Origin of the sequence: Tenacibaculum sp. XPcli2-G (genome assembly GCF_024124505.1) — a bacterium.
GTDB classification, from domain to species: Bacteria; Bacteroidota; Bacteroidia; order Flavobacteriales; family Flavobacteriaceae; genus Polaribacter; species Polaribacter mesophilus.
Window position 1 is genome coordinate 440,719 of the sequence record NZ_JAMXSH010000003.1, and the last position, 14,834, is coordinate 455,552.

General features: G+C 30.8%; 12 protein-coding genes. 5 read left to right on the forward strand and 7 right to left on the reverse strand.

What is annotated here, in order from left to right; all coding sequences use genetic code 11:
- Window positions 1-47 precede the first annotated feature (47 nt).
- From NH341_RS09835 to lysA, 3 genes are all read left to right on the forward strand, one after another.
- A complete protein-coding gene (locus NH341_RS09835) occupies window positions 48-1,121 on the forward strand; it encodes a DUF3810 domain-containing protein (protein WP_253056672.1) in 1,074 nt (357 codons plus the stop codon).
- A 70-nt stretch (window positions 1,122-1,191) separates the two neighbouring features.
- On the forward strand, window positions 1,192-2,430 hold the full coding sequence (gene pepT, locus NH341_RS09840; protein WP_253056674.1) for a peptidase T: 1,239 nt from the start codon (window positions 1,192-1,194) through the stop codon (window positions 2,428-2,430).
- Between the two features lie 281 nt (window positions 2,431-2,711).
- Window positions 2,712-3,917, forward strand: a complete 1,206-nt coding sequence (gene lysA / locus NH341_RS09845) for a diaminopimelate decarboxylase (RefSeq protein ID WP_253056676.1) — start codon at window positions 2,712-2,714, stop codon at window positions 3,915-3,917.
- A gap of 244 nt (window positions 3,918-4,161) precedes the next feature.
- On the opposite strand, the gene NH341_RS09850 is transcribed toward lysA, so the two are convergent.
- The 4 genes from NH341_RS09850 to rpsF form a co-directional block, all read right to left on the reverse strand.
- Window positions 4,162-7,359 carry a carboxypeptidase regulatory-like domain-containing protein gene (locus tag NH341_RS09850; protein WP_201285128.1) on the reverse strand — a complete coding sequence of 1,066 codons (3,198 nt, stop codon included), beginning with the start codon at window positions 7,357-7,359 and terminating at the stop codon, window positions 4,162-4,164.
- Window positions 7,360-7,465: 106 nt separating this feature from the next.
- Entirely contained in the window at window positions 7,466-7,912 is a 447-nt protein-coding gene (gene rplI, locus NH341_RS09855) for a 50S ribosomal protein L9 (RefSeq protein WP_047788887.1), read from the reverse strand.
- 15 nt (window positions 7,913-7,927) lie between these two features.
- A complete protein-coding gene (rpsR, locus tag NH341_RS09860) occupies window positions 7,928-8,224 on the reverse strand; it encodes a 30S ribosomal protein S18 (protein WP_028892048.1) in 297 nt (98 codons plus the stop codon).
- Between the two features lie 3 nt (window positions 8,225-8,227).
- A complete protein-coding gene (rpsF, locus tag NH341_RS09865) occupies window positions 8,228-8,569 on the reverse strand; it encodes a 30S ribosomal protein S6 (protein WP_047788888.1) in 342 nt (113 codons plus the stop codon).
- 122 nt (window positions 8,570-8,691) lie between these two features.
- Here rpsF and NH341_RS09870 point away from each other — a divergent pair, with 122 nt between their 5' ends.
- Window positions 8,692-9,588, forward strand: a complete 897-nt coding sequence (locus tag NH341_RS09870; RefSeq protein WP_253056678.1) for a sterol desaturase family protein — start codon at window positions 8,692-8,694, stop codon at window positions 9,586-9,588.
- Window positions 9,589-9,613: 25 nt separating this feature from the next.
- Here NH341_RS09870 and NH341_RS09875 read toward each other — a convergent pair whose 3' ends face one another.
- The 3 genes from NH341_RS09875 to NH341_RS09885 form a co-directional block, all read right to left on the reverse strand.
- A complete protein-coding gene (locus NH341_RS09875) occupies window positions 9,614-10,675 on the reverse strand; it encodes a hypothetical protein (RefSeq protein WP_253056680.1) in 1,062 nt (353 codons plus the stop codon).
- A gap of 66 nt (window positions 10,676-10,741) precedes the next feature.
- Window positions 10,742-11,521 carry a hypothetical protein gene (locus NH341_RS09880; RefSeq protein ID WP_253056682.1) on the reverse strand — a complete coding sequence of 260 codons (780 nt, stop codon included), beginning with the start codon at window positions 11,519-11,521 and terminating at the stop codon, window positions 10,742-10,744.
- A complete protein-coding gene (locus tag NH341_RS09885; protein ID WP_253056684.1) occupies window positions 11,508-12,068 on the reverse strand; it encodes an RNA polymerase sigma factor in 561 nt (186 codons plus the stop codon). Before NH341_RS09885 ends, NH341_RS09880 begins: the two co-directional genes overlap by 14 nt.
- Before the next feature lie 507 nt (window positions 12,069-12,575).
- Here NH341_RS09885 and NH341_RS09890 point away from each other — a divergent pair.
- Window positions 12,576-14,792 carry a bifunctional (p)ppGpp synthetase/guanosine-3',5'-bis(diphosphate) 3'-pyrophosphohydrolase gene (locus NH341_RS09890; RefSeq protein ID WP_047788905.1) on the forward strand — a complete coding sequence of 739 codons (2,217 nt, stop codon included), beginning with the start codon at window positions 12,576-12,578 and terminating at the stop codon, window positions 14,790-14,792.
- The last annotated feature ends 42 nt before the right edge of the window (window positions 14,793-14,834 follow it).

Here is a 14,834-nt window from a genome sequence, read left to right on the forward strand (position 1 = left end):
TGTTATTAACTTGTTGATAACGTTACAACTTTCTTATTTTTGGTAGCATGCATAACCTAAAAAAATATTTTTTTGTTGCTTTATTTCTGCCTATTCAAGTAATTTTTGTGCTTTTTATAAGCCAAAAACCACAGTGGATTGAATTTTATTATAGTAATGGAATTTACCCGTATATTTCACAATTCTTTCGAATTATTCTAGGTTGGATTCCTTTTTCTGTTGGGGATATAATTGGTTTTGTTTTATTGTATCTTTTATTAAAATCTATCTATTTTTTAATTAAAAAAAGGTTTCAAAACTTCCTTCCTAAGTTAGTAAAATTTATTGCAATTTTATCTATTATTTATTTTTGTTTTTATGCTTTTTGGGGATTAAATTATTTTAGAGAGCCGTTAGCTAAAAATCTTGAGCTAAAACAATCCTCCTACACTACTGAAGAACTAATTTCAACAACTAAACAGATTATAACAGAGCTAAACAAAGTCCATTTACAAATAACAAAAAATGATTCAATCCCTGTAATGGTTCCATATTCTCAAAGAGAAATTTATAAGTTAGCTCCTAACGGGTTTCAGGAACTTTCGAAAACATATCCCCAACTTACTTATCAAACTTCCTCGATTAAAAGCTCATTAGTTAGTTTATTTCAATCATACAATGGAACATCAGGGTATTTAAATCCAATAACAGGAGAAGCACAAGTAAATAATATGATTCCTAAAACGGGTTATCCAGCAACCACCTGTCATGAAATGGCGCATCAAATTGGTTGGGCAGCTGAAAATGATGCCAATTTTGTGAGTTTTTTAGCCTCCATAGCTAATAAAGACTTGTATTTTAAGTACTCTGGATACCGTATGGCTTATAACTATTGTATTGGTCAAGTTTACAAAAGAGATAAAGCATTAGGTAAAGAAATTGCTAAGACAGTAAACAAAGGTGTTTATAAAGACTACAAGGCTACTTATTTACATTGGAAACAGTTTAAAAACCCTATTGAACCTTATTTAAAGAAAGGGTACAACTCTTACCTCAAAGCTAATAATCAATCAAAAGGGATTCAATCATATAGTTATGTTGTCGATTTATTGATTGCCTATTTTAAAAAGAAAAGTTCTTAAAAATTTCATCCTATTTCAATTGACAAAATACATTTGAAATGGCTATTTTTGATGCTTTAAAAATACTACGATGAACAAACAACATATAATCGACCGATTTGTAAAGTATGTAACTATTGATACTGAAAGTGATCCTAATAACCCAGCATTTCCTAGTACTGAAAAACAATGGAATTTAGCTAAAGTTCTTGAAAAAGAACTAAAGGAAATAGGAATGGCAGATGTTGAATTAGATGAAAATTGTTATTTAATGGCAACTTTACCTAGTAATTTAGATTATGAAGTACCTACTATTGGGTTTGTTGCTCATATTGATACAAGTCCAGATTTTACTGGAGCTAATGTAAAACCTCAAATTCATGAGAATTACGACGGAAAAGATATCTTATTAAACAAAGAAGAGAATATCGTTTTATCTCCTGATTATTTTGAAGATTTATTACAATATAAAGGTCAAACTATTATTACTACTGACGGTACTACATTATTAGGTGCTGATGATAAAGCTGGGGTTACTGAAATTGTTTCTGCAATGGAATACTTAATTCAACACCCAGAAATTAAACATGGTAAAATTCGTATTTGCTTTACTCCTGATGAAGAAGTTGGTAAAGGTGCTCATATGTTTGATGTTGAGAAATTTGGAGCTGAGTGGGCTTACACCATGGATGGAAGTCAAATTGGTGAGTTAGAATACGAAAACTTTAATGCTGCTAGCGCTACAGTTACTATTCAAGGTAAAATTGTACATCCTGGGTATGCAAAAGGTAAAATGATTAACTCAATGCTTATTGCTAGTGAATTTATCAATGCATTGCCTGAAGATGAAGTTCCTGAAAAAACAACAGGTTATGAAGGTTTCTTCCACTTACATCATATGGAGGGTAAAGTTGAGCAAACAACATTGAGCTATATTATTAGAGATCATGATATGGATCAATTCAGCAACCGTAAAAAAGCAATGCTTGATTTGGCTGAAGTTTTAAACGCTAAGCGTGGACAAAAATTAGTTTCTGTTGAAATTAAAGATCAATATTTTAACATGAAAGAAAAAGTTACTCCTGTAATGCACATTGTTGATATTGCTGAAGAGGTGATGAAAGATATGGGAATTACTCCATTAATTAAGCCTATTCGTGGTGGTACTGATGGTTCTCAATTATCATATAAAGGGTTACCATGTCCTAACATTTTTGCTGGCGGACATAACTTCCATGGACGTTATGAATATGTTCCTGCTGAAAGTATAGTAAAAGCTAGTGAAGTAATTGTTGGAATTGCACAAAAAGTTGCGGTAAAATTTAAGTAATCTTATACTATCTTTTATAAAATCAAAAACTCTAGCTTTCGCTAGAGTTTTTTTATGATATTTTTACCCCTTAAAAAATATCATTCTGTTTGAAATAAATCCCCTTAATTTTATTTCATGGCAAATATGATTCTTTTTAAAAGATTATATTATAGGAAAATACCCTTTTGCCTAGACGTAAAACCCCTAATTTCACAAAAAAACACAAATTTGTGAATTTCTTTCATTTTATTTTTTGTAATCATTCACCTCTATACTTTTGCCTGTAAATATTAAAGTAAATGAATAGACAAGACCTTTTAAAGCTAGCTGACAAATATCAATCACCTTTGTATGTTTACGACACTGAAAAAATTATATCTCAGTATAAAAAAATAACATCTGCTTTTTCTAAAGTTAAAAATGTAAAAATTAATTACGCTGTTAAAGCATTATCAAACATTAATATTTTAAAGGTTTTTAATAAGCTTAACAGTGGTTTAGATACGGTTTCTATTCAAGAGGTTAAACTTGGTTTATTAGCAGGGTTTGAGCCTCATGAAATTATATATACGCCTAACGGAGTTTCTCTACAAGAAATAGAAGAAGTTGCTAAATTAGGTGTTCAAATTAATATTGATAACTTATCAATTTTAGAATTATTTGGGCAAAAGCATCCTAAAACCCCTGTTTGTATTCGTATCAATCCGCATGTAATGGCTGGTGGTAATAGCAAAATATCAGTAGGACATATTGATTCTAAGTTTGGAATTTCAATTCATCAAGTACCTCATATAAAAAGAGTTGTTGAAAATACTGGAATGCACATTAATGGAATACATATGCATACTGGTTCTGATATTTTAGATATTGATACTTTTTTAAGAGCTACCGAAATTTTATTTGATACGGCAAAACAATTTAAAGATATTGATTTTATTGATTTTGGTAGTGGATTTAAGGTTCCTTACAAAAAAGACGATATTTCAACTGATATAAATGAACTAGGTAAAAAGCTATCTAACCGATTTAATGAATTTTGTAAAAACTACGGAAAGGAAGTTACCTTAATGTTTGAGCCTGGAAAGTTTTTAGTTAGTGAAGCTGGATATTTTTTAGCAAAAGTAAATGTTATTAAACAAACAACTTCAACTGTTTTTGCAGGTATTGATAGTGGTTTAAATCACTTAATTCGTCCTATGTTTTACAACTCTTATCACTATATAGAAAACTTATCTAATCCTAAAGGAAGAGAGCGTTTTTATAGTATTGTTGGATATATTTGTGAAAATGACACCTTTGGATCTAATAGAAGAATCAATGAAATATCTGAAGACGATATATTATGTTTCCATAATGCAGGTGCTTATTGTTTCTCTATGGCTTCTAATTATAATTCAAGATTTAGACCTGCAGAAGTTATGATTTACAAAGGAAAAGATTATTTGATTAGGAAGCGGGAAACTATGGAAGATATTATTAAAAATCAAGAAAACATTACATTATAATAAACACTTAAAAACTCTGGTCTTAATAAGACCAGAGTTTTTTTAAAATATAATCAACCCCTCAAAGACTATATTTTAAAACGTTGTAATTAAAGTCCCCTATCTTTATTTACATCTACAAATATCACTTATTTATTTCAAATTTTTCACAGGAAAAGCACCCTTTATTACAAATAATTTTAACTAAAAAACAAATACCACTCAAAAAATGAGTGGTATTATTATTTTTTTATGTTATTTTTTATTAAAATATATAACGTAAACCTATTTGCATTTGCCAACGAGAAAGTAAACTAGAATCGAATCCAAATGTCTGTTCCTGATTGGTACTAAATGTATAAGTAGGTTCTTTAGAATAATCTGGCACATAATTAGATGGATTGGTGTTAGCTGGATTTACATCAGGAAACCTTACACCTAAAGGTTGTACGTTATTTGGTTGTTGCACTACTCCCCAGTCAGAATTTAGTAAATTTCCTACATTTAAGATATCAAGACTTAATTGTATTGTATTTTGTTTTTCTTCAGAAACGTTAAAATTAAAGTCTTGTAATATTTTTAAATCCCATTTGCCTCTCCATGGTGCTAAAGCTCCATAACGCTCTACATACTGCCCTCTTCTTTCATTTAAATAATCATCTTGTTGTATATAACTTTCAAAGGCTGTTGCATGAGCTGGATCACTAAATTGCATTTGATTAAGCTCTGAACTAGTCGGAACATATAATAAATCATTTACAGCAGACCCATCATTATTAATGTCTCCTCCATAAGTATAATTAAACCTTCCTCCTTGGGCATACTCAAAAAATGTAGAAATAGTAGTAGCAAACTTATCTCCTCCATAAGTAAACTTCTTAGACGCTACACCAATAATTCTATGTGTATCTCCATATTTAGAATATGATAAAACATCATTATTAGCATTTCCTACCACTGGATTAAAAGCAAAAGCATCTCCAGTAATTTCTGCCTCAATAGAGTTTACATCTTTAGCATTTAAGTAATTATATGCAACACTTGTATATAATCCGTTATCAAAAGTTTTTTGAAGCTTTAAAGAAGCATTCCATACACGACCTTTGTCAGAATTGGTAAACACATAAGCATTATTTCCTTTATCATTTCCGTTGTATATTTCTCTATTATCAAATGGTGTATTTAAAGTAGTAGTAGGCTCTCTTAGCCCCCAGTTTTGTACATGGGCACCATTAATATCTTTTGTATAAGAAATATCTGTAGTAGCTATAATTCCATTTTCAAATTTCCAGTCTAAACCTAAGTTTGTTCTCCATACTTGAGGAAATTTAAAATCTGGATCAACCAATTGGAAGAAACCATCATCAGCTCCACTTACTTGATTTCCAATCCATACAAAAGGTAAACGTCCAGTAAAAACCCCTGAACCTCCACGAAGTTGCATTGTATTATTTCCTTTTACGTCCCAGTTAAAACCAACTCTTGGTGAAATTAACCATTGATTTGTAGGCATTTTAGTTGAAAGTAACTGTTGTTCTTCTCCTGTATTTGGGTTGTAGTACAGTACAGAATTATCTCTGGTTGCTCCATTATCAGTATCTATAAACTTCTGAATTAAACTAGATGTATTGAAATACAGCGGCTTATCAAAACGAACTCCATAAGTTAACTTAAAATTGTCATTCATTTCCCACTCATCTTGCACATAAAAAGCTAGTTGACCTACATTTAACTCAGATAGTTTCCAACCACCGTCATTACCATCTCCATTAGCATTAAATGAATTGTAAGCATTTTGAGTAGCTGCTAAATACTGCTCCACTACTCCACCTGGTTGTGCAGCTGATAAAAAAGTTGCTACATCTGGGTATGGGTTAAATAATCCATAATATGGGAAAATTCCAAAATTGAAAGATTCATAATTTGTTAAATTAAATGAGTTTTCAAACTCAAATTGTTCAAATGAAAAACCAACGGTATACGTATGATCTCCCTTATAAAAGTTCATATTATTTGTTAACTGAAAAACTCGTTGGTCTAACTTGTTATTGATAGAAAACGGTTCATGACCTGCTATAATATAATTACTACCATTACCATCTTGTATGGTAATTACCGGTGCTGGTGCAGATAACGGATTTCTAAAGTCATCAAAATGTGTATAACCTATTTGTAACTTGTTAGTAGTTGTTTCTGATAAATTAGAGTTTAATTCTAACTGAAATGAATTTAAGTTATTATTAATTTCATACCCAGAATTTTCAAATTGTAATGTAGAAAAACTTGGTCCTCTAATACCTAGAGCTGTTGGATGTGCTGGTGTTTCTTTTGAAGCTCTTAAGAAATTATAAATTAACGCTAATCTATTTTTATCATTAATATTCCAATCTAATTTAAAAATTCCTTTAGTAGATTCCGAACCATAAGTGAACCCCTCATAAGCTCCTGTATCATACCCTAAGGCTGCTAAAGCATCACGAACAGCTATCATATCCGATTCTAGTACTCTTGATTCATTAACAGCTCCACTACCTGTGTTTGGTATCCAACCTGCTGTTCCTAAATCTTCTCTATCATCTTTTTCAAAATTTGCAAAAAAGAATAATTTATCCTTAATAATTGGACCTCCTAAGCTGGCTCCGTATTGGCTTTGACTTAACTTAGGTTTTACAACTTCTTGACCTTTAATTTTGCCTCCAGTCATGTCTTGGTTTCGATAAAACCCATAAACTGTACCTGTAAATTCGTTTGTACCACTTTTGGTTACGGCATCAACCGAAGCTCCTGTAAACCCAGACAAAGTTACATCGTATGGTGCAGTAGAAACCGAAATTTGTTCAATTGCATCTAACGAAATTGGCTGCGAACCTGTTTGACCTCCTGGTGTTGGTGAATCTAAACCAAAAGGGTTATTGAAAATAGATCCGTCTAAAGAAAAATTGTTGAACTGGTCGTTTCTCCCTCCAAAAGAGTTTCCACTTGCAGTTGGTTCTAAACGAGTAAAATCTGCAGCGGAACGTGAAATGGTTGGTAAGGTTTTTAGCTGAACAGCACTTACACTAGTTTGTGCTCCTGTTCTGTCATTATTAAAAACTTTACTTCTGGTTGTTGATATAACTACTTCTTCTAATTGTTCACCATCCTCAGACAAAACACCATCTATATTGGTTGTCTTACCTAAAGTTAAGTAGATATTGGTTACTTCTTGTGATTGAAACCCAATATAACTAAATGTTACTTTATAAGGTCCTCCTACTCTTAAGTTAGGTATGGTATATCTTCCGTTGTCTTGAGCTACAGCTCCAGATATGGTACCTGTTGGCTCGTGTAAAACAACAATATTAGCACCAAACAAAGGTTCACCCTGGTTGTCTGTTACAGTTCCTTTTATTTTTGATGTGGTTACCTGGGAATAGATGGATAAACTCAAAAAAACAAAAGAAAAAATTATTAATTTCTTCATAATAGTTCTGATTTTGTTTATGTTATAACCCAAATTTAAGCATAAAAAAAATCCGCTCGACAGAGCGGATTTATACTTTATTAACATGTATTTAACAATTTAGTTACTATTCAGCAACTACTTCAAATACGATGTCAGCTACAACAGTTCTGTGTAAACGTACAGCAGCGTTGTATTTTCCTAATCTTTTTACGTTACCTCCAGTAACTTTGATAAATTTCTTATCTACTTCAGTACCAGCCTTAGCTAAAGCTGCAGCAACATCAATGTTATTTACCGAACCAAATAATTTATCTCCCGAACCTACTTTAGAAGCTATTTTGATTTCATAACCTTTAATAGTTTCTGCTACTTTATTAGCATCTTCTATTAATTTAGCCTCTTTAAAAGCACGTTGCTTTAAGTTTTCTGCTAATACTTTTTTAGCTGAAGAAGTAGCTAAAATTGCATATCCTTGAGGTATTAGGTAGTTACGTCCGTAACCATTCTTAACGGTTACAACATCGTCTTTAAAACCTAAGTTTTCTACGTCTTGTTTTAATATCAATTCCATATTTCTACTTCTTTATTATTTTAACATATCTCCAACGTAAGGCATTAAAGCTAAGTGACGAGCTCTTTTAATAGCTTGAGCCACTTTACGTTGATATTTTAATGATGTTCCTGTTAAACGTCTTGGTAAGATTTTACCTTGCTCGTTTACTAAATACATTAAGAAGTCTGCATCTTTGTAATCGATGTACTTGATACCGTTTTTCTTGAAACGACAGTATTTAGCTTCTTTTTTAGTTTCAATATCAAGCGGAGTTAAATAACGTACTTCCCCTTGCTTATTTCCTTTTGCTTGTTGTTCTATAGATGCCATTTCTTACTTTTTTGCAGATTTAACACGGTTTCTTCTCTTTTCAGCCCAAGCTGCAGCATGCTTGTCTAACTTTACAGTTAAATAACGCATAACGCTATCGTCACGTCTAAACTCTAATTCAAACGGAGCAATTGCTTCACCTGCTACCTTGTACTCAAATAAGTGGTAAAATCCACTTTTTTTCTTTTCGATTGGATACGCTAATTTTTTTAAGCCCCAATCTTCTTTAGAAATCATTTCTGCACCTTTAGAAAGTAAATAGTCCTCAAACTTCTTTACTGTTTCCTTTATCTGAGTTTCAGATAAAACGGGATTCAAAATGAAAACAGTTTCGTAATGATTCATAATTAAATTGTTTAAAATTTATTTTAAGCCTGCAAATATACTGCTTTTTAAGCCATAAACAAATTTTACTACTTAAATAATTTAATGATTTTGTGTAAGTTTGTAACTAAACACTCTTTTTTATGCAAACCCCTGAAATACCTAATCTAGTCCATTACGCTATTCCTTTTTTTGTTTTAACAGTTTTTATAGAGGTAATATTAACTGTTAAAGTAAAATTAGAAGACTATGAATTTAAAGACGCAGCTACATCTATTACTACGGGATTAGGTAATGTTTTTATAGGGCTGTTTACAAAAGGGTTAATATTCGGAGTTTTTTTATTTCTATATCAATATCGCCTGTTTACTATTCCTTTTACTTGGTGGGCCTGGTTGATTTTGTTATTTGCTGAAGATTTTGCCTATTACTGGAATCATAGGATTGCACACGAAAGTAGATTATTTTGGGCTAGCCATGTGGTGCATCATTCTTCTACAAAATACAATTTAAGTACTGCTTTACGTCAAACTTGGTCAGGAAGCTTTTATACGTTTATATTTTGGGCACCGTTAGCAATTATAGGTTTTCATCCACTAATGATCGTGCCCCAAATGAGTATTAGTTTGTTATATCAATACTGGATTCATACCGAACTTATTAACAAAATGCCTAAGTGGTTTGAAGCTGTTTTTAACACTCCAAGTCATCATAGAGTTCATCATGCAACCAACCCTCAATATCTAGATAGAAACCATGCTGGGATTTTTATTATTTGGGATAAGCTTTTTGGCACTTTTGAACCTGAAGTAGAAAAACCAGTATATGGTTTGGTTAGCAATATAAACACTTACAATCCTATTAAAGTAGCTTTTATTGAATGGTATAATATGTTTACCGATGTTTTTACCAGTAAAACTACATTTGGTAAAAGGTTTCTATATCTTTTTAAACCTCCTGGTTGGAAACATGATGGTACTGGAAAACTTTCAATGGATTTACGTAAAGAATGGGAAGAAAATAAAAAAAGAGAAGTTTAAACTTCTCCTTTTTTTATTAATCAAATTAATTAATATCAAATCGAAGACCTAATGAGATATTCCTAGTGTCAGTATTTTTAAATAGTGGATTTAAGTCATATTTAGCATATAATCCAATTCCTTGGTAAGCAACATAAGCACTTAACCCATAGTTATATTTATTCATATTAAAATTATTCTTCTGAACTTCTTCAACTGTAACTCCTTGTGCATTTTTATACTCTAAATATTGACGAGTTCCTAGTTTAAAACCCAAGAAACCACCTACTCCTATCTGAAAGCTTTGATGTGTTCTATCTACAATTTCTCCATCAGAATATTTTTTGTTTTTTGAAAAATCAAACTCTAAGTGCATTGGAAATGTCATTTGTACATGTCGTAACCTACTTTCTGAAAGTTGCTCTGGATGAATACTTAAGTTTGTTTCATTTCCATTTACAATATGATATTGATTGTTTTTAGCTCTTAAATTATTCCATAGAAAAGAGAAACCATATTTAAAATATGCTTTTGAAGGTTCTTTTGACAAACGTGTTTTCCAAGTAAAACCTAACTCGTAAAAATGTGATTGCCAAAATTTATAGTCTGAATCGTCTAAGGAACTTAACTTGTTATTTGTTAATGCATTATTTACACCTAAGGCAAAAACAAACTGTGTTGTAGTTCTTTTTTTTCTTCTTTTCTTTTCTTTTTCTATGTCTTCTTTAGAAAAATCTAATTTAAACTTAGTTCCTGCTATACTAAAAGTACTTTCGGTTGAATTTTCTTCACTACTAAATATTTTACCATCAATTTTGTCTTGGACAAGTTGTTGTAGTTTTTGTTCTTCAAAACTAACTTTTTTCTCTATTTGAGCTGCGTGATAAGCCGCTGCTTCTTTTTTTAATGCTGTTGCTTCATCAAACGATATTGTATTCTTTTCTAATTTTGTGTTAATCTCTTTTACTCTCATCTTTAAAGAGTCTTTTTGCTGCTTAGTAATACTATCAATGCTCATTGATATTTTCTTTACTTCTTTTTCAAATACTTTTTCTTGAGATTGGGCAATAGTCGTTACAAACAACACTAATAATAGTATTCTTTTCATTTCTGTAATTTTAAATTAAACTGATAATAATTTTGAATGGTTAATTATCGATAATTAATAAACGCTTTATTTATTTCTATCAACAATCGCTACCGCAATGTCGGATATTCTTGATTTTAGTTTTTGCATAAAGTCTCCCTTAAACTCTTCATCATCAATCGTTCTTTCAACTTCTGCTAAAATGATGCTAGGATCTATTTTTAAGTTTGATTCTTTTAATTCATCTTCAATAGCTTTTAACACATCTTCTCTTTTCAACTTATGTTTTGCATAATATTCTTTAACTTCATTTGGAGTATGTGTTACTGAAAATAATAAATCATCACTATTTACTTTAACTCTTGAATTAAATTCTTTCTTTTTTGTTACTATTGGTTTATCCATCTTTACTACTACCTCCTCTTCTCTTGATAATTCTTGATTTTGGATGTTTTTAAAGACTTTTTCTTCTTCTCTTAAGGTAGAACTCCTAATTACTGTAATCTTTTTCTTCTTTCTTATCTGTTTCTCTTGCTTATTTTCTTCTAACTCCACCACAGCTTCATCTGTGTTCTTAATAAATTTCTCTATACCTTTATTATTAATTTTTAGTGTATCTATTGAGGTATTAACTATAACTTCTTCTATTAGCGTTTTTGAATCTGAACCTGTAAAGTAGAGAGCTACAAAGCTTATTAATAAAGCTAAACCAGCTGCATAACCTATATATAAAAACCAGTTTCTTTTCTTTGTTGCCTCCTGATTATCTAAACGAGTCTCTAACCTTTCCCATGCTGAGTTGGATGGCTTAAGCTCTCTGTTCTTTAGCTTTTCTGCTATATGTTTATCAATATTATTGCTTGACATTTCTTACTTGATTAATTTTCTCGTAACTAGCTTGTAAATATTTACGAGCTTTAAATAATTGTGACTTAGAGGTACTTTCAGAAATTTGTAATTTTTCTGCTATTTCTGAATGCTTATATCCTTCAATAGCATATAAGTTAAAAACTAACTTATACCCTTCAGGTAACTCATCTATTAACTTTTGTATATCTTCTGTCGATGTGTTTTCAAGGCTTTCCGTTGCAGCATCATTAAAAACAAAGTCTTCATCTGATACTTGAACTGGATTCTTTTTTCGTAAATAACTAATACTAGTATTTACCATAATTCTACGAATCCAACCTTCAAAACTTCCCTCTCCTTTAAATTTTTCAATATTCGTAAAAACTTTAAAAAAACCTTGTAGCATTAAATCTTCCGCATGATGTAAATCTTTAACATACTGTCTACAAACTCCTAACATTTTTGGAGAATACTGCTCAAATATTTGTTGCTGAGCTTCTCTACTTTGTCTTTTTACTTGTTTTATAAGTGATGCTTCTTTATTATGTAATGAAATAATTTTCAAATCAATAGTTACTTTTTTGTAGCCTTACAAATATAAAGACTACCTGATTTGAAAAAAGGTTGCCCGAAGAATAAAAAAACCTCCGAACTTTATTAACCGGAGGTCAAATATCATCTTATAATGATATTTCGGGGGGACTTGTTATGTAGTTACTTAATTTTAAATAAAGTATAAAGTTATGTTATAAATCTATATGTTTTTACAGGAAAAACCCTAAATATTTTTAGGTCATGTCTGTCTATTATATGTTAACATCTGCTCCGCCTCTTTCCAGATTATTATCATAAGGGTTTGAAAAAGAAAGCTATTAGAAAAACCATCAGACACCTCTATGACTACTTGGTTAGTCGTTATTTTTTTAACCAGTAAATTATCATTATTTCTTTCGTTTTTATAATTTATATAAAAGTAACGAGCTCATATAAAACATTTGTATATAAAACTTGCTCAATATAATTCTTTATATTATTTTTATTTTAATCCAGTTAAGTAAAAGAGTTTTATTGTATGAGTTATAATGTGACGATAGAAGAAGAAAATAAAGAAATAGCCAGTAGATATAAAAATTTGTTAAAAGGTACATATCAAACATTATCAGAAGACGATAAAAAACTGATACGTAAAGCTTTTGATATTGCTGTAGAAGCACATTCTGAACAACGTAGAAAATCAGGAGAACCTTATATTTATCACCCTATAGCTGTAGCAAAAATAGTTGCAGATGAAATTGGTTTAGGTGCAACATCTATTGCTGCTGCTCTACTACATGATGTTGTTGAGGACACGCATTATACTTTGGATGATATGGAGCGCTTATTTGGAGAAAACATTGCTCGTATTGTAAGCGGATTAACTAAAATATCAAACTTAAAACAAGAGCAAGACTACTCTATCCAAGCAGAGAATTTTAGAAAAATGTTACTCACATTACATGATGACGTTAGGGTAATACTTATTAAAATTGCTGATAGGTTACATAATATGCAAACTATGGATTCTATGCCGCCTCATAAACAGGTAAAGATAGCCTCTGAAACCTTATATATTTATGCTCCTCTTGCACATCGTTTAGGACTTTATAATATTAAAACTGAACTTGAAGATCTTGGCTTAAAATACACAGAACCTGATGTATATAGAGATATTGCTAACAAGATAAAAGAAAGTAAAGAAGATCAACAAAGATATATTGATAGTTTTACTAGTGTTTTAAAAGAAGCTTTAAACAAAGAAGGATTTACTTATGAAATAAAGGGACGTTTTAAATCTATTTTTTCTATCCGTAGAAAAATGCGTAAACAAAACGTAACTTTTGATGAAGTGTACGACAAATTTGCTATTCGTATTATATACAAACCAACTTCTGACGATGAAAAGTTTGATGCTTGGAAAATATACTCTATCGTTACAGACTTTTTTAAACCAAATCCTGCCAGATTAAGAGATTGGATTTCTCAGCCAAAATCAACTGGATACGAAGCATTGCATATAACTGTAATTGGTCCCCAAGCTAAATGGGTAGAAGTTCAAATCCGTTCTGAAAGAATGGATGAAATAGCCGAAAAAGGTTATGCAGCCCACTTTAAATATAAACAAGGAGCAGTTAAAGAAAATGGTTTAGAAGGATGGTTAAATCGTTTAAAAGAAAGTTTAGAAAATCAAAGTTTAGATGCTGTAGATTTTGTCGAAGATTTTAAACTTAATCTTTATGCTAAAGAAATTTATGTATTTACTCCTAAAGGAGATTTAAAATCACTTCCAAAAGGAGCTTCTGCATTAGATTTTGCCTTTTCTGTACATACCGATGTTGGATTAAAATGTCGTGGAGCTAAAGTAAATGGAAAATTAGTTCCGTTAAGTCACGAATTAAAAAGTGGAGATCAAGTAGAAGTACTTACCGCTTCTAACAATAAACCGAATGTACGCTGGTTAGATTTTGTTATTACTGCAAGAGCACGAGCTAAAATTAAATCAGCTTTAAAAGCAGAAGAAAAGAAAATAGCAGAAGAGGGAAAAGCTATTTTACAACGAAAACTTCGTCATTTAAAAATCAATTCTAGTGAAAAGGTTATTCATGAATTAGCAAGTTATTTTGGGCTAAAAACTAGCTTCGATTTATTCTATCGAGTTGGTAATGGAGCCATAGATAACACACAACTTAAAGACTTTGTTGCTCAGAGAAGTAATCGCTTCATGGGCTTTATTAAAAGTACATTTAGGCGTTCTCCATCAAAAGAAATATCCGAAAAAGAAGAAGTTACAAACAAATACGATGCACTTGTTTTTGGTAAAGAAGAACAAACATTAGATTATACTTTGGCTAAATGCTGCTCTCCAATTCCTGGTGATAAAGTTTTTGGTTTTGTAACTATTAATGAAGGTATTAAAGTGCACAAAAACGATTGCCCAAATGCTATTTCATTACAATCAAACTATGCTTACAGAATTATGCCTGCAAAGTGGATTGATTCCACCAAGCAAGAATTTACAGCCATTTTACACCTTTCGGGAATTGACAATAAAGGAATAGTAAATAATATTACTAAGATAATTTCCAATAGTATGGATGTATTTATACATAGTATTAATATATCTGGAGATAATGGTGTATTTGACGGAAAACTATCATTAAGTGTAAAAAATAAGACACAACTCGATAAATTAATTAACAACATGAAACAAGTAGAAGGCGTTCAAAAAGTTGAACGTGTTAATACTTTGTAAATTTCGTTTTTAACATCCTTGTTTTTTATCAAGAAATAAACG